Here is a 15,935-nt window from a genome sequence, read left to right on the forward strand (position 1 = left end):
GTCGTACGTACACGGTGCTGAGGGTGGACGGCCGGGCATTCCGCAGCCCGCGTTCGACGCCCGCGTCTTCACCGTCCCCGATGTGGTGGAGGTGGTGAAGGGGCCAGGGGCGGCCGGGTGTGCGTGCGCGTCACCGAGGAACGTGCCGCCGCCTCAGTGCCGCCGGGTACGTAGCCGGTCCAGGAAGCGGCGGGCCTTCTGCTGGTTGCGGGGGTCGCGGGCCATGCGCTTGGCCTTCTCGAGGTTCTGTCTGCCTTTGGGGCTGCGGAAGTACGCGCGTATCCGGTCTATGAGTGTGGCCATGCGTCCCCCCTACCCCGGCCGCCATACGTGAAGCGTCGACATGTCATCGGGCTTGACCTCCAGTCGGACTGGAGTTTCTACGGTGTCGGCGTACCCGAGGAAGAGGAGTGAGGTCATGTCGGCATTGCACGCCGCGCGGCTCGTGGAAGCGCTGCGGGAGCAGACGGCGGGATTCAGCCGGGCGGTCGCCGGTGGTGATCCGGAGGCCAAGGTGCCCACCTGCCCGGAGTGGCGGCTGAGCGAGCTGGTCGGGCACATCGGGCAGGCGCACCGGTGGGCGGCCGGGCTGGTACGGCTCAAGGGGGCGCCGTTGCCCGTTCCCGACCCGCGCGAGGCCGTGCCCGGTGAGCCCGGCGCGTGGGAGGAGTGGTTGCGGGCCGGGGCCGAGGAGTTGATCGCGGCCGTCGGGGAGGCGGAGGAGGGGTCTCAGGTGTGGTCGGTGGTGGGGCCGATGCCGCCGGTCTTCTGGTTGCGCAGGATGTTCTGCGACACCGCCGTTCATCACTATGACGCGGCGGCGACGACCGGGGCCGCGTACGAGATCTCCGGCGATCTGGCGGCCGAGGTGCTCACCGAGGGCATGCAGATTGTCGCGACGCCGGAGGCGGCGGCGTTCCTGCCGCGGCTGGCCGAGTTGCGCGGCGGCGGGGAGCGGCTCGGGGTCCGGCCGGACGGGATGGCGGGCTGGCTGGTCACCAGGACGCCCGAGGGGCCCCGGTGGGAGCGCGGGCGCAGCGACGGCGACGTGGTGGTGTCGGGGCCGGTGGACGAGTGCATGCTGGTGTTCGCGCGGCGGATCCCGCCCCGTGACGTCAGCGGGGATCGGGCGCTGCTTGATCACTGGCTGGCCCACACCGCGTTCTGAGCGGCTCCCGTCAGCAGAAGGCGGGGACGGTGGCTCCCGTCAGCGGAAGGCGGGAACGGTGGCTTCCGTCAGCGGAAGGCGGGGACGGTGGGTGGCCGGCCCATGAGGACGGCGCCCGCCGCGTCGTACATCGCCGGGCTGAGGAAGGCGTGTTCCTGCGGCACCAGCGCGTCCCCCAGCAGAGCCTGCAGGGGGTGGTCGCGGAAGATCACGGCGGTGCCGGACAGGGAGACGACCTTGCCCACCACCTCCGCCGCTACCCGCGAGAGGTGGGCGGCCGACAGCCGCAGGTGGGCGTTCTGCTCGTCGCTGACCAGCCCGCCGCCGGCGAGCGCGCCCCACGCCTCCTCGGCGGCCTCGTAGAAGTAGGCGCGGGCGGAGCGGAGCGCGGCCTCGGCCTCGGCGATGCCGGCGCGGTAGTAGGCGCGGTCGGCGAGTTGGGGGGCGCCGGTGATGGAGGCCCGGCCGCTGCCGGTCTGCTCGGCGAAGTCGAGCGCGGCCCTGGCGACGCCGGCGGAGACGATGGACAGGGACTGCGCGGCGTAGGTGATCGCGGGATAGCGGTAGAGCGGCTCGTCGATCACCGCCGCCCCGCCGCGGATGAAGGACCACTCCCGGTCCACCTCGACGTCCGAGGCGATCAGGTCGAACGAGCCGGTGCCCTGCATGCCGACGACGTCCCAGTCGCGTACGATCTCCAGCTGGTCGGGACGCACCAGCACGCCGCGCGGCTTGCCCGAGGTGGAGTCGTCGCCCGGGATGCCCACGATCAGGACGTCGGCGGCCATGCAGCCGCTGGCGAACTTCCACCGGCCGTTGAGCAGGAAGCCGCGCTTGGTCGGGGCGGCCGGCTGGACCGGGAACAGGCCGCCGGCGAGAACGACGTCGGGGCCGTCGGCGTACAGTCTGGCCTGGCTCTCCAGCGGCAGTGAGCCCAGGTAGACGAGCTGGGAGCCGAAGCTCGCGACCCAGCCGGTGGAGCCGTCCACGGCGGAGATGCGCTCGATCAGCCGCAGGAAGTCGGCCGGCGGCATCGTCTCGCCGCCGAACCGCTCCGGCGTGGCGCAACGGTAGAGGCCGAGCCGTTTGAGGCGGTCGATGAAGTCCTTGGGGACGTAACGCAGCTCGCGGAACTCCTCGCGGCGGTGGGCCAGCTCGGCGAGCATCTCCTCGAAGGCGGACATCTCCTCGAACCCGGACATCTCCGTGACGGCGGGCGTCTCCTTGAAGGTGCCTTCATCGCCTGTCATCGCCGCCCCCTCGTCGCTCCGCCGCCGGGGAAGGGGCTTCCCTTCCCGCTCACGTCATCCGACAAGGCCCGATGGTCCGGGCCGCCGACTCCAGGTTACGCGCCCTCGATCCGCTCAGAGTTCCACATGGGTGTCGGGATCGCCGCCGATGCGTCCGCCCGTGTCGAGGGTTTCGAGGCGGGCCATGTCCTCCGGCGACAGGCTGAAGTCGAAGACCTCGAAGTTCTGCCGCATGCGCTCGGTGTTGGCCGACTTGGGGATGGGCACGGCGCCGAGCTGCAGGTGCCAGCGGAGCACCACCTGGGCGGCGGTACGGCCGTGCGTGGCGGCCAGATCGGTGACGGCGGGTTCGTCGAGCAGCTTGGACCCGGCGCCGAGCGGGCTCCACGACTCGGTCACGATGTCGTGCTCGGCGTGCCAGGCGCGCAGCTCACGCTGGGGAAAGCCGGGGTGCATCTCGACCTGGTTGACGGCCGGCCAGACGCCGGTCTCCCCGGCCACCCGCTCGATCTGCTCGGGCGTGAAGTTGGACACCCCGATCGACCGGGCCAGGCCCTGTTCGCGCAGGTGGACGAAGGCGCGCCAGGTGTCGGTGTAGAGCCCGCGCTCCGGCAGCGGCCAGTGGATGAGGAAGAGATCGACGTAGTCGAGCCCGAGCCGGGCCCGGCTCTCCTCGAAGCCGCGCATGGCCGCGTCGTAGCCGTGGTGGGAGCCGCGCAGCTTCGTGGTGACGAACAGGTCCTCGCGGGCCACGGACGCCTGCGCCACGGCGGCTCCGACACCGGCCTCGTTGCCGTACGCGGCGGCGGTGTCGATCAGCCGGTAGCCGAGCGAGACGGCGTGCGTCACGGCCTGGCGGGCCTCTTCGTCGTTCATGGGCCAGGTGCCCAGGCCAAGGCGTGGCATCGGGCGGCCGTCGGCGAGCATGACGGTCATAGCGTGATCCTTCCCCCATGGTGGAACTTGACTCTGCCCCTTACCCAAAGGACAGACCGACCAATCGGGGGCGTAGTGTCACACTCGCGCTCTTGTTACCGACTAGTTCGGTAGACAATTTTCTGGAGGTGCGATTGTGCTGACTGTCATCGGCGCGGGACTCCCGCGCACCGGAACCAGCTCGATGAAGGCCGCGCTGGAGCGGCTCGGACTCGGCCCGTGTCACCACATGTTCGACATCATGACCAACCCCGGCCGCGTCGAACGGTGGCTTCCGCTCGCCGAGGACACGACGCAGGCCGACTGGGAGCACGTGTTCGACGGGTACCGCTCCTGCGTGGACTGGCCCGCGTCCTTCTTCTGGCGGGAGCTGGCGCAGGCTTACCCTGAGGCGAAGATCGTCCTCACCGTGCGCGACCCGCGCGCCTGGCACGTGAGCTTCAAGGCGCTCATCGAGAACGGTCCCCGGCGCGGGGCGCCCCAGGACCTGCCCCCTCAGGCTGCGGCCTTCTTCGAGAGCATCGGCCGGATGCAGCCGCTGCTCGACCGCATGACCGGCGAGCTGTTCGGCTCCGGCCACACCTTCACCGACGGCCCGGTGGACGAGGACAGTGCCGTGGCGGCGTTCGAGCGGCATGTGGCGACGGTGAAGGAGAGCCTGCCGGCGGACCGTCTGCTGGTCTTCGACGTGCGGGAGGGCTGGGAGCCGCTGTGCCGGTTCCTGGAGGTGGAGGTGCCCGAGGGAGAGCCGTTCCCGCATCTGAACGACTCCAAGTTCCTGCAGCAGGCGATGGCGAGCATGGTCAGCGGAGGCTCCTTCACCTCACCCTTCGCCAAGCACGACTAGCTCTCCAGGTAACGCAGGATCGCCAGCACCCGCCGGCTGTAGCCGGGGTCGCGGGGCAGGTCGAGCTTGTCCATGATGGCGTTGACGTGCTTCTCGACGGTGCTGAGGCTGACGTGCAGGCGTTCGGCGATGGCCGCGTTGACGAACCCCTGGGCGAGGTGGCGCAACACCTCGCCCTCGCGGGGGCTGAGCCTGCTCAGCGGGTCGGCGCGGGTGGTGCGGGCCATGAGCCGGCGCACCACCTCGGGGTCGAACACCGTGCCGCCCGCGCGTACCCGCTCCAGTGAGTCGAGGAACTCGCCCACCTCGGAGACCCGGTCCTTGAGCAGGTAGCCGAGCCCTTCCGCGGGGCCGGACAGGAGGCGGGCGGCGTAGTCCGTCTCGACGTACTGCGACAGGACGAGCACGCCGACGCCGGGCAGGCGCCCGCGGATCTCCAGCGCCGCCCGCAGCCCGTCGTCCTTGTGGGCGGGCGGCATGCGCACGTCGACCACGGCCACGTCGGGACGGTGCCGTTCGACGGCGTCGAGCAGCGCGGGCGCGTCGCCGACGGCGGCGACGACCTCGTGACCGGCGTCGTCGAGCAGCCGGGTCAGGCCCTCGCGCAGCAGCACCGAGTCGTCGGCCAGGATCACTCGCACGGCGGCGCCTTCGGCAGCGTGGCGGCGATCCTGGTGGGGCCGCCGGGCGCGCTGTCCACGGTGAACGTGCCGTCCAGCGCCAGCACCCGCCGGGCCAGCCCGGACAGGCCGCCGCCCGCGGGGTCGGCCCCGCCCTTGCCGTCGTCCGAGATGGCCACGCTCACCGTCCGCTCGTCCTCGCTCAGGACCACCAGGATGTCATGCGCGCCCGCGTGCTTGACCGCGTTGGTGATGGCCTCGCGGGCCACGAAGTACAGGGCAGTCTCGATCTCGGAGGCGGGCCGGGCGGCCAGCCCGTAGTGCACGGTGACGGGCAAGCCGGCCCGCTCGGCGACGCCGGCGAGCGCGGCGCGCAGCCCCAGCTCGTCGAGCGCGGTCGGGTAGACGCGCCAGGCCACGCTGCGCAACTCGTCGAGGAGCCGCCGCGACTCGGTGTAGGCCTGCGCGACCAGTTCGGCGGCCTGGCCGGGGCTGTGCCTGGCGCGGCCGAGCAGCATGGCCAGGGCCACGCCGCGCTGTTGTACGCCGTCGTGCAGGTCGCGTTCGATCCTGCGCCGCTCGTCGTCCACGGCCCTGACGATGCCGGAACGGGTCGCGGTCAGCTCGGCGATGCGCCTGCGCATCAGCTCCTGGTGGTTCGGGCCGAGGAAGCGGGCGGCCAGGCGGCGTTCGAGCGCGGCGACGGCAAGGATCATGAGGGTGAGCACGACCAGCAACAGCGTGCCGCTGGTGAGACCGAGTATGCCGCCGTTGGTGACGACCCGGACGCCGGGCAGGTTCAGGGAGATCGGCTCCGGTACGTTCCACAGCAGCTCCCACGTGCCGCCGAGCAGCAGCAGGCAGGTCAGGAACAGCAGCGTCGCGCAGGTGTACCCGCCCGCGACGCCCAGCACGGCGCGGGCGGCGAGAAAGGCGTAACCGCCCGCGCCGGGTGTGGTGTCGGTGTCGAGCCAGCGCGCCAGGCGGGCCCGCTCCAGCGCCGTGAACCGGGCCAGCCCGCGCGCGGCGGCGGGCCGCAGCGCGGGGACCAGCCGCGCGGGCCCCGCCACGCACAGGAAGAGCAGCTCGGCGAGGCCGAGGGCCATCCCGAGCAGGACTCCTGCCAGCATGCGGGCGATGCGGGTGCCTGACACGAGCGTGAAGTCTAGGCGTCGCGACGCACGGCCGGACGCGTGCTCCCCCACGGCGGCCGGGCGTCGCGGCGAGTGTGCCCGCACGGCGGCTAGGCGTCGCGGCGGCGCAGGAGGGTGTGGCCCACCGCCACGGCCAGCGCCGTCCAGGCCAGCAGCCACACCAGCCCCTCCCCCGCCGAGTACGGCATGGGCCCGCCCGTGAGGTTCTGCGTGCTGTCCATGAACGCCAGCCCGGCGAACATCGGCATGCGCAGCGACAGGTCCACCAGCGTCTCGTTCCCGGTCGTGAGAGCCACCAGCGGCAAGCCCATGAGCAGCATGAACACCACGGTCAACGTGCCCGCCGCGCTGCGCAGCGCCGCGCCGACGCCGATGGTCATCACCGACACCAGCGCGTAGAACACCCCCATGCCCAGCAGGTCGAGCACGACCTCACCGGCCGGCAGCACGACGATCCCGCCGAACACGTCGATCGACAGCACCACGTACACGACCGCCGTCGCCACCGCCCCCGCGAGCACGCCGGCCGCGAACATCACCACCCCCGTCACCAGCGACTTGGCCGCCAGCACCACCCCGCGCGCGGGCGTGGCCTGCAACGTGACCCGGATGCCGCCGGCGAGGTACTCCGAGGTGATCACCATCATGGCCAGCGCCACCAGCGCGAACTGCGCGAACGACGTGGCCGAGATCACGGGCTCGCTGGCGACGACGCGCACGCCGGCCCTGCCCTCCCGCAGGGCGTCGGTGACGGTCGCGCCGCCCAGGGTGACGGAGGTCAGCACGGTGAGCACGACCGCGCAGGCCAGGCACCACCAGGTGGACCTGACCGACCAGAACTTCGCCCACTCCGACCCGAGCGCCTGCCTGAGGGTGATCATGCGTTCACCCCTGACTCCACGCCGCTCGAATACTCCACGCTGCCCGAGGTCAGCTCCTGGTAGGCCTGTTCCAGGGAAGCCTCCCTGGTGCGCAGCTCGTGCAGCCGGATGCCGGCCTCGTGCGCCAGGTCGCCGATGCGCTCGATGGGCGCGCCGGTGGTCTCCAGCTCGTGCTCGCCGAGCCGCTGCGCCCTGATCCCGGCGGCGCGCAGCCGTTCGACCAGCTCGCCCGCGTACGGGGTGCGGGCCAGCACGGCCGTCAGCGAGCTGCCCGCCAGGACCTCCGCGAGCGGCGCGTCCATGAGGAGCCGGCCCTTGCCGATCACCACGAGGTGGTCGGCGGTGAGCTGCATCTCGCTCATCAGGTGGCTGGAGACGAACACGGTGCGGCCCTCGGCGGCCAGCGAGCGCATGAGCCCGCGCACCCACCGCACGCCGTCCGGGTCGAGCCCGTTGACGGGCTCGTCGAACATCAGCACCTCGGGGTCGCCCAGCAGCGCCCCGGCGATCCCGAGGCGCTGGCTCATCCCCAGGGACAGGGTGCCGGCCCGCTTGCGCGCCGCCCCCGCCATGCCGACCGTCTCCAGCACCTCACCGACCCGCCGGCGCGCGATCCCGTTGCTGCGGGCCAGCGCCACCAGGTGGGCGTGGCCGCTGCGGCCCGGGTGCGCGGCCCGCGCGTCGAGCAGCGCGCCGACGGTGCGCAGCGGGTTCCTGATGCGGCGGTACGGCACGCCGCCGACCAGCGCGGTGCCGGAGGTGGCGTGGTCGAGGCCGAGTATGAGGCGCATCGTGGTCGATTTGCCCGCCCCGTTCGGCCCGAGGAAGCCGGTCACCGTACCCGGCCTCAGCTGCAGCGTGAGGTCGTCGACCGCGAGCCGGTCGCCGTACCTCTTGCTCAGGTTCTCAAGACTGATCACGACGCTTCACGCTAGAAGCCCGTGAGGCCCGCCGCCATGGAGGCAACCCGCCTGCCTCAATGGCGGAAAACCGTAACCGGGTCGCTCTGGATCCAGCCGGGCACCTCGCCGAGCAGGCCGCCGAGCTCGTCGAGCAGTTCCTCCGGCACGGTGTTCCCGGCCTTGGCCAGGTCCTCGGCTTGGCCGCACAGCTCGGCCTCGCGGGCCGCGCCGACCGTCGCGCAGGCCCCCTTGAGCCGGTGCGCGAGCGCCGCCGCCGCGTCCCGGTCGCCATCCCGTACGACCTGCCTGAGCTCCTCGAACGTGCGCGTCGCCGTCGCCAGGTAGGCCCGCGCGACGTCCGCCAGCGCCTCCTGCGACAACCCCGCCAGCTCGGGCGGCAACCCGGCGGAAGCCGTCCAGTCCGGGATCCTGGCCAGCACGCGCGGCCAGTCAACGGGCTTGGCCAGGTGATCGTCCATCCCCGCCGCCAGGCACCGGACGCGGTCGTCCGGCATGGCCGCGGCTGTCATCGCGATGATCGGGGTGTGCGCCTGTTCGCGTTCCCTGATCTCCTCGGTCGCGGCCAGGCCGTCGAGCACGGGCAGCTGGCAGTCCATGAACACCAGGTCGTACTCGCCGGCCAGGACGGCCCGCACCGCCTGCGCGCCGTCCTCGACCACCTCGACCTCGTGCCCGGCCTGGCTGAGCACCAGCATCGCGACCTGGCGGCTGACCTCGTCGTCCTCGGCCACCAGGATGCGCGCGCCCTGGGTGCCGCCCGCGGCCTGGGCCCCTTCGCGCGGCTCGCCGGGGCTCTCCTCCGCGACCAGGGCGTTCTGCGCGGCGGCGAGCAGGCGGCGGCGGCTGAGCGGCCTGGTGATCGACTGCACGGCGGCCCGCTCCCCTGCGGGGCCGGGCCAGGCGAACCCGGCGCGGCCGGGGGTGACGACGACGATGACGCTGGTGGCCCCCAGCAGCGGGTCGGTGAGGATGGCGTGGGCGAGCGAGCCGGGCATGCCGGGCCCGTCGTCCGGGCCCGCGCCCAGGTCGAGTGCGACGACCGCCAGCTCGTACGGCGTCCCGCCCGCGGCGGCCTCGCGCAGCAGCGTCAGGGCGGACTGCTCGTCCCTGCTCTCCTCCACCTCGGCGCCGGCCTGCTCCAGGCAGCGCGCGGCCAGCGTGCGGTCCTCGGGCCGCGGGTCGGCGACGAGCGCGCGCCGCCCCTCCAGCGCCCTGGCTCCCGGCTCGGCCCAGGCCAGCACGTTCACCGGCAGCGTGGCCCAGAACCGGCTGCCCACGCCCTCCACGCTGTCCAGCCCGATCCGCCCGCCCATGAGCTCGACGAGTTGCCTGCTGATGGCCAGGCCCAGGCCGCTGCCGCCGGTCCTGCGCGTGATCGGCGAGTCGACCTGGCGGAAGATGCCGAACACCTGGTCCCGGTCCTTGGGTCCGACCCCGATGCCGGTGTCGGCCACCGCGAAGCGCAGCACCACCCGCTCCTGCCCCGGTTCGCCCTCGTCGAGGGTGACGTGCAGGTCCACGCCGCCCTGGACGGTGAACTTCAGCGCGTTGCCGACCAGGTTCGTCAGCACCTGGCGCAGCCGCGCGGGATCGCCGGACACCTGGCTCGGCACGCTCTCGTCCAGCCGCAGCGTCAGCCACAGTCCCTGCTCGTAGGCGTGCGGCGCGAACGGCGCCACCACCTCGTCACACAGGCGCGGCAGGTCGAACGGCACGGCCTCGACCTGCAGGTGGCCGGCGTCGATCCTGGACAGGTCGAGGAAGTCGTCGAGCAGGCGCAACACGTTGTGCGCCGACTCCTGGGCGGTGCTGGCGTAGTAGCGCTGCTCCTCGTCCAGGCGGGTGCCCATGAGCAGGGAGTTCATGCCGAGCACGCCGTTGATCGGGGTGCGGATCTCATGGCTGATCTTGGCCACGAACACGGATCTCGCGGTGGAGGCGCTGACCGCCTCGTCCCTGGCGTCGGCCAGTTCGGCGGCGTACCTGGCCAGCGTCGCCTGCGCCCGGCGGCGCACCTTCGTGGAGTGGATCTGCAGGCCCAGGCCGATGAGGATGAGCACGGCGAGCAGGCCCGCGACGACCATCACGTTCTCGCGCAGCCGCGCGGCCGAGGCCAGCGCCTCGGCGGCGGAGACCTCGGCGGTGACCGTCCAGCCGATGCTCTCGATGGGTTTGGAGGCCGACAGCACGATGCCGTCGATGCCCTGAAACTCGCCCTCCCAGGCCCGCCCGGCCAGCGCGGCGTCCACCCGCAGGTCCTCGCGCAGGGAGGTCAGGGCGTACAACTTCCTGCCGGGGTCGGCGATGAGCACGCCGGCCTTGTCGGTGATGAGCAGGCTGATGTCCTGCGCGTCGGCGGCCTCCTCGGCGAACTCCTGGATGGCGTCGAGGCTGTAGACGACCGTGAGCATGCCGAGCATGCGGGTGTGGTCGGCGCTGGGGATGGGCGCGGCCACCGCGACCGCCCTGGACACGCCGACCATCGTGGGCGTGTACGCCTGCGAGATGTGGGTCTGGCGCTCGTCGCGCACGGCGCGGTACCAGTCGGTGCTGCTGACGTCCTGCGGCAGCACGCTCTGCGGCTCGGCGCCCAGCATGTCGCCCTCGGGGGTGATCATGATCAGGCCGCTGACGCCGTCGCGCATCCGCTTCAGCTCATCCAGCCAGTCGCGCATGGTGGCGGTGGTGACCTCATCGAGGGAGTCGCGCACCTGGGGCCGCTGCGCGAAGGCGGTGACCAGCTGGTTGAGCGAGCTCATCTGCTGGTCCACCACGACCCGGCTGACCGACGCGGTGGTCCTGACCCGGTCGGTGACCTCGTCCCTGACCGCGCCTTCCGACATCGTGATGCTGGACGAGGTCAGCAGCGCCAGAGGCAGCAGGCCGAGTAACGTCCACAGGGCCGTAACCGCGAGCACCCATCGCAAGAGCGTCCGTCCCTTCCCACCCGGATCGGGTACAGACTAGGAGGGAACAAGCACAAGCGCTGGTTCCCAGTGAGCAGAACGAGCAAAAGACGATCTTTTGTGATAAAACCCGCTTAAGCTGCGGAGACCGGCTACTTTGACGAGGAGCGTGGCGATGCCTGGATCCAAGGACATCACCGTTCTCATCGTGGACGACGACCCCGTCGTCACGGCGGCCCTGCACGCTCAGGTGAACCGGGTGCTCGGCTTCCGTGTCGTGGGGATAGCCCACACCGGCCAGGCGGCGCTGGCCGCCGCCGGCCGTTTCGCGCCCCGCCTGGTCCTGCTCGACCTCCACCTTCCGGATATGCCCGGTCTGGAGGTGGCGCACCGGCTGCGCCGCCCCGGGCAGCCGCCCGCCGACATCATCGTGGTCTCCAGCCACAAGGAGTCGGCCACGGTGCACGCGGCCATCCAGCGCGGCGCCCTGCACTACCTGGTCAAGCCGACCAGGGCGGGCAAGCTCGAACAGACGCTGCTGCACTTCGCGGAGACCGCCAAGCAGTTCGACTCGGACTCCCACTACACCGAGCAGCAGGAGATCGACTGGATCTTCCGCATGATCCGGATGGACTCCGCCATCCGTCCGAAGAGCATCTCCGCCGCCACCGAGCAGGCGGTGCTGGACGCGCTGGCCAGGGTGGAGGAGGACGCCTCGGCCCAGGAGCTGGCCAAGATGATCGGCGTCAGCCGGGCCACCGCCCGCCGCTACCTGGAGCATCTGGCAGAACGCGGGCTCATCGAGGGCAAGCCGAAATACGGTCCGACGGGCCGACCGCAGAACCGGTACCGCGTCCGGTGAGAGGCTTCCGGGCGTTACTCGTGGCGGTGGCGTTCTGCCTTCTGCCCGCGGGTTGCGGCCAGGAGCAGACGTTCCCCGAAGGCTCCACGATGGCCCGGATCAAGGAGCGCGGCGTCCTCACCGTGGGCATCAAGTTCGACCAGCCGATGTTCGGCTACAAGGACCCGTCCAGCGGGCGGATCACCGGGTTCGACGCGGAGATGGCCCGGCTGCTGGCCAAGGAGCTGACCGGCAGCGAGCGCAACATCCGCTTCGTGGAGACCGTCTCGCGCGAGCGGGAGAACTTCATCGAGCAGGGTGTGGTGGACCTCGTCATCGCCACGTACTCGATCACCGACACGCGCGCCCGGCGGGTCTCCTTCACCGACCCCTACTACATCGCCGGGCAGGACCTGCTGGTGCGGGTGGGCGACGCCACCATCAACGGGGTGTCCGACCTGGACCGCAAGACGGTCTGCACCGCCACGGGCTCCACCTCCATCGAGCGGCTGCGCCAGACGGTGCCCAGCGCCGACCTGGAGATCGTGGACGCCTACAGCAACTGCGTGCCCGCGCTGGTGGCCGGCCGGGTGGACGCGCTCACCACCGACGACACCATCCTGCTCGGGCTGCTGGCCGAGCATCGCGACACGCTGCGGCTGGTCGGCAAGCCGTTCGGGCGTGAGCCGTACGGGATGGGCGTCCCCAAGCAGGACACGGCCTTCCGCGACTACCTCAACGGGCTGATCGGGCGGTGGCTGCGCGGCGGGGAGTGGGACCGCGCCTACATGGCCACCATCGGCATCAGCGGCGCCACCTCAGAGTCCGCCAAGCCGGCCACCCGCGCCGGGACAGGCGGCGCCTGATCGCGGGGGTCCAGGGCACGATCCCGACGAGGGCCAGCAGGATCAGCAGGGGAACGCGCCACCACCACGGCACGCTCGCCGGGGGCGTGGCGGACGGGCCGGCGCCCACCCAGGGGCGGGCGGTCTTGGACCAGGCCAGGAACGCGTCGCCGATGGGCATCAGGCCGAAGGCGTACCGTTTGGTCCACGGGGTGCCCACCGGCAGCCCGGCCAGCTCGCCGTAGTTGGCCAGCGCGCCGGCGAGCGCGGCGTCGCCGTGGACCTGGGCGGCCCCCAGGGTGACCGCGGTGGCCGACAGGCTCACCCCCAGCGGGAGCGGCCCGGAGTCGACGTCGCCCGGACCGTTCATGCCGATCGGGTACTCCCGCACGGCCGGGCCAAGCCCGAGCGGGGCCACCACGTAGCGGTCGCGGAAGCGGGTGTACTGCTCGGCGGCGAAGGCCGGGTCGATCTCGACGAGGAAGCGCTGGATCATGCTCTGCGAGGTGCCCCTGGCCACCTCGTCCGGCTCGCCCGGCCCGCCGGCCTTGTGCGGGATCAGGCCGGTGCGCGGGTCGAGGCGGGCGCGCGTGCGCTGCACCCAGCGGGCGGCGGTGGCGGCGTGGCCGGGCGTGCCCGCCACCGCGTCGTGCAGCCGCAGCGAGGCCATCGCCACGGTCGAGTCGACCGGCCAGGACTGGCCGGGGTATGCCTCCAGGTACGGCGAGCGCGAGGCGTCGAACGCCCGCCCCAGCGCCGCCGAGTCCTCGGTGAAGCGGCGCAGCTCGGCGGGGTCGCGCCGGTCTGCCGGTTGCAGGCTCAGCACCCCGCCGCGCAGCCAGTTGCACCAGCCCCGGTAGAAGACGCCGTAGGCGGGTTCGAGGTCCGGGCTGAACGGCTCGCGGCCCTGCGGCGAGTCCAGCCGGGACAGGGCCCAGCGGGCCTCCCGGAGCGCGTCCTGGCCTGCCGCCTTGTCCCGGTGGCCGAGCTCGACCCAGCTCAGGCCGTACAGGACGTGCAGGAAGAAGTAGCCCTCGGGGAACAGCGCCTGCGCCTGCCCGCCCGCGCCGGCGTCCAGGGCCGAGCGCAGGAAGGCGAGCTGGCGGCGCACGCCGGGCGGCTCGCCGCCGGGGCCGGCGGCGGTGGCGGGCACGACCAGGCGTACGGCCCCGGCGAGCGCGCACAGGCTGATCACGACGGCGGCGAACCGGCGCGACCAGCGCAGGACGCGGCGGATGCGGGACTGCGGCATCCCGCCGATCGTAGTGCCAGGGCGCGGGTGCGGCTCATGTCCCAGGGTCGAGGGCGAGCGCGATCCCGGCCTCCAGCTCGGTGTCGTACCCGGTGCGGAAGGCCGCCCGGTAGGCCCGGTCACCGATTGCCGCCCGCGCCTCCAGCTCACACGTCCTGCGGGCGCTGACCCACTCATGGATGCCGAGCTGAGCCCGCCCGATCGTGTCCCACACCTGCTGGGCCAGGCCCAGCCGGCGGGCGGCCGGCTCGCCCTGTCCCGAGGCGGACGCGGCGCAGGCCAGCACGTCGAGTGCCATGGCGATGCCGATGTTGTCGTGCAGCCGGTGCTTCATCTCCAGCGCGGAGCGGGCGAAGGTCTGCGCCGCGTCGCACCGGCCGAGCGACAGCTCCGCCTGGGCGCGGAAGAGGTCGGCGTAGGCGCGCATCCAGCGTTCGCCGTGCTTGTCGCACTCGGCGCACATCTCCTCCAGCGCCTTGACGGCGTCCTCGACGCGCCCGTGGGCGGTGTGCACGTGGCTCTGGCAGAGCCGGGCCAGCAGCGTGGGCAGGGTCAGGCCGTGCTCGGGCCGGTGCACGGCCAGCAGGCTGTCGGCCAGCGCCAGCGCCAGCGCCAGGTCGCCCCTGATGGTGGCCGCGGCCATGACCATGGCCTGGGCGGCGAGCGCGGCGGCGGTGTCGCCGAGTTGCTCGGCCGTGCCCGCGCACTCGGCGGCGTAGACCATGCCGGCGGTGGGGTCGCCCTGCACCATGAGGGTCAGGCTGCACACCCACAGGGCGCGGTTGCGTACGATGCTGGGCCCGGTGTCACGGTCCAGGGCGCGTTCCAGGTAGTGCTGGCCCTCCCGCAGGAACCCGCACGGATACCAGAAGAACCACAGCGCCGCGGCCAGCTCCAGCGCGGTGTGGTCGGCCGGGTTGGTCAGGCAGTGGTCGAGCGCGGTACGCAGGTTGTCGTGCTCGACGTTGGTGCGGTCGTTCAGGGCGACCTGGCCGGGACCCAGCCAGGCTGCGTCGCCGCGGCGGGCCATGATCAGGAAGTGGTCGCGGTGCCGGCGGCGCAGTTCCTCCTGCTCACCCAGGGCGCCCAGCCAGATGGCGCCGTACTCGCGGATGGTGTCCAGCATCCGGTAACGCTCGCCGCCGCCGGTCGGTGACCAGATGAGGATGGACTTGTCCACCAGCCCGGCCAGCAGGGCGGGGAGGATCTCGGCGGGCAGCAGCGCGTCGGCGCAGACCTCGATGGCGGCCACGTCGTCGAAACTGCCCGCGAACACCGAGGCCCGCGCCCACAGCAGCCGCTCCTCGGGCGTGCAGAGCTGGTGGCTCCACCCGATCGCGGTGCGCAGCGCCTGGTGCCAGGGCGGGTCGGCGTCGGCCACCTCGGCCTCGCTGTCGCCCAGCATCGCGAAGCGGTCGTCGAGCCGCTCGCACAACTCGGCGGCGGGCAGCTCGCGCAGCCGGGCCGCGGCCAGCTCGATCGCCAGCGGCAGCCCTTCCAGCCGGCGGCACAGGCGGGCCAGGTCGGCCCGGTTGCCGTCGGTGACGGCGAAGCCGGGCACGGAGCGGGCGGTGCGCTCGGCGAGCAGCACCACCGCCTCCTGCGGGCCCTTGCCGCGGGAGTCGGGCACCGGCAGCGGGTCGATGATCAGCACCTGCTCGTCCGGCACGCCGAGCGGGCGGCGGCTGGTGGCCAGGATCGACAGCCCGGGGGCGGCGACCAGCAGGTCGCGGGCCGTGCCCGAGAGGTCGTCGATCAGGTGCTCGCAGGTGTCGAGCACCAGCAGGACGTGCCGGTCCACGAGGTACTCGGTGAGCACGTCCATCATGGGCCGGGTCGTGCGGTCGGCCAGCGGCAGCGTCTCGGCGATGGTGTGCGGCACCAGCGCCCCCTGGTCCAGCGCCGACAGCGCCACGAGCCAGGCGCCGTCGCCGTAGCCCTTCTGCATGACGGCCGCGGCCCGCAGGGCGAGCCGGGATTTGCCGACGCCGCCCACTCCGGTCAGCGTCACCATCCGGAATTCCCCGCACAACCGGCGGATCCGGGCCAGCTCTCCACGGCGGCCTACGAGGCTGGTCATTTCCGGCGGCAGATTCCCGGTTTGCCGCCCACTCATATTCATGATTCTCACCCTGTCCGGCTCGACGGGCCGCCCTTGGTCAGCAGCTTGCCGGACGCGGCCTGTATCCGCCACGAAAAGTGAGAAAGTGACTACACAACAGACCGGGTTGCGGTCATTTCATAATGTCTCTCCGCAATCACCGGCTAATTCCGTTTTATTTCCGAGCCCGGCTCCGACCACGGAAAACGCG

14 protein-coding genes are annotated in these 15,935 nt (G+C 72.3%); 4 read left to right on the forward strand and 10 right to left on the reverse strand.

Features of this window, described 5'->3' with window-relative positions:
• Nucleotides 1-153: 153 nt before the first annotated feature.
• Nucleotides 154-303: a hypothetical protein gene (locus tag AB0I81_RS04025; protein WP_360649469.1), complete on the reverse strand. Its 150-nt coding sequence runs from the start codon at nucleotides 301-303 to the stop codon at nucleotides 154-156.
• Nucleotides 304-418: 115 nt separating this feature from the next.
• On the opposite strand from AB0I81_RS04025, the gene AB0I81_RS04030 reads away from it, so the two are divergent.
• A complete protein-coding gene (locus AB0I81_RS04030) occupies nucleotides 419-1,168 on the forward strand; it encodes a maleylpyruvate isomerase family mycothiol-dependent enzyme (RefSeq protein WP_360649472.1) in 750 nt (249 codons plus the stop codon).
• A gap of 68 nt (nucleotides 1,169-1,236) precedes the next feature.
• On the opposite strand, the gene AB0I81_RS04035 is transcribed toward AB0I81_RS04030, so the two are convergent.
• Together AB0I81_RS04035 and AB0I81_RS04040 are read right to left on the reverse strand one after the other, a co-directional pair.
• Nucleotides 1,237-2,418 (reverse strand): acyl-CoA dehydrogenase family protein, encoded by a 1,182-nt coding sequence (locus AB0I81_RS04035; protein ID WP_360649475.1) that lies wholly within the window; start codon nucleotides 2,416-2,418, stop codon nucleotides 1,237-1,239.
• A 114-nt stretch (nucleotides 2,419-2,532) separates the two neighbouring features.
• On the reverse strand, nucleotides 2,533-3,354 hold the full coding sequence (locus tag AB0I81_RS04040; RefSeq protein ID WP_360649478.1) for an aldo/keto reductase: 822 nt from the start codon (nucleotides 3,352-3,354) through the stop codon (nucleotides 2,533-2,535).
• A gap of 136 nt (nucleotides 3,355-3,490) precedes the next feature.
• Here AB0I81_RS04040 and AB0I81_RS04045 point away from each other — a divergent pair, with 136 nt between their 5' ends.
• Nucleotides 3,491-4,201 carry a sulfotransferase family protein gene (locus AB0I81_RS04045; RefSeq protein WP_360649481.1) on the forward strand — a complete coding sequence of 237 codons (711 nt, stop codon included), beginning with the start codon at nucleotides 3,491-3,493 and terminating at the stop codon, nucleotides 4,199-4,201.
• On the opposite strand, the gene AB0I81_RS04050 is transcribed toward AB0I81_RS04045, so the two are convergent.
• The 5 genes from AB0I81_RS04050 to AB0I81_RS04070 form a co-directional block, all read right to left on the reverse strand.
• Nucleotides 4,198-4,842 (reverse strand): response regulator transcription factor, encoded by a 645-nt coding sequence (locus tag AB0I81_RS04050; RefSeq protein WP_360649484.1) that lies wholly within the window; start codon nucleotides 4,840-4,842, stop codon nucleotides 4,198-4,200. The genes AB0I81_RS04045 and AB0I81_RS04050 overlap by 4 nt on opposite strands.
• A complete protein-coding gene (locus AB0I81_RS04055) occupies nucleotides 4,833-5,975 on the reverse strand; it encodes a histidine kinase (RefSeq protein ID WP_360649487.1) in 1,143 nt (380 codons plus the stop codon). The genes AB0I81_RS04050 and AB0I81_RS04055 overlap by 10 nt, the downstream gene beginning before the upstream one ends.
• A gap of 89 nt (nucleotides 5,976-6,064) precedes the next feature.
• Nucleotides 6,065-6,856, reverse strand: coding sequence for an ABC transporter permease (locus AB0I81_RS04060; protein WP_360649490.1), 792 nt, complete (start codon nucleotides 6,854-6,856; stop codon nucleotides 6,065-6,067).
• On the reverse strand, nucleotides 6,853-7,776 hold the full coding sequence (locus tag AB0I81_RS04065; RefSeq protein WP_360649493.1) for an ATP-binding cassette domain-containing protein: 924 nt from the start codon (nucleotides 7,774-7,776) through the stop codon (nucleotides 6,853-6,855). The genes AB0I81_RS04060 and AB0I81_RS04065 overlap by 4 nt, the downstream gene beginning before the upstream one ends.
• Nucleotides 7,777-7,832: 56 nt before the next feature.
• The gene (locus tag AB0I81_RS04070; protein WP_360650191.1) at nucleotides 7,833-10,697 is read right to left on the reverse strand and encodes a response regulator; all 2,865 of its coding nucleotides are present in this window, start codon (nucleotides 10,695-10,697) and stop codon (nucleotides 7,833-7,835) included.
• A gap of 163 nt (nucleotides 10,698-10,860) precedes the next feature.
• Between AB0I81_RS04070 and AB0I81_RS04075 the strand changes: the two genes are divergently transcribed.
• On the forward strand, nucleotides 10,861-11,547 hold the full coding sequence (locus AB0I81_RS04075) for a response regulator (RefSeq protein WP_360649496.1): 687 nt from the start codon (nucleotides 10,861-10,863) through the stop codon (nucleotides 11,545-11,547).
• A 26-nt stretch (nucleotides 11,548-11,573) separates the two neighbouring features.
• Nucleotides 11,574-12,392 (forward strand): glutamate ABC transporter substrate-binding protein, encoded by an 819-nt coding sequence (locus AB0I81_RS04080; protein ID WP_360649499.1) that lies wholly within the window; start codon nucleotides 11,574-11,576, stop codon nucleotides 12,390-12,392.
• On the opposite strand, the gene AB0I81_RS04085 is transcribed toward AB0I81_RS04080, so the two are convergent.
• Nucleotides 12,331-13,623, reverse strand: coding sequence for a hypothetical protein (locus AB0I81_RS04085; protein WP_360649502.1), 1,293 nt, complete (start codon nucleotides 13,621-13,623; stop codon nucleotides 12,331-12,333). The genes AB0I81_RS04080 and AB0I81_RS04085 overlap by 62 nt on opposite strands.
• Before the next feature lie 34 nt (nucleotides 13,624-13,657).
• Complete coding sequence (locus AB0I81_RS04090) at nucleotides 13,658-15,703, reverse strand: ATPase (RefSeq protein ID WP_360649505.1); 2,046 nt, start codon at nucleotides 15,701-15,703, stop codon at nucleotides 13,658-13,660.
• Nucleotides 15,704-15,935: the final 232 nt, after the last annotated feature.

Origin of the sequence: Nonomuraea sp. NPDC050404, assembly GCF_040655495.1 — a bacterium.
Classification (GTDB): Bacteria; Actinomycetota; Actinomycetes; order Streptosporangiales; family Streptosporangiaceae; genus Nonomuraea.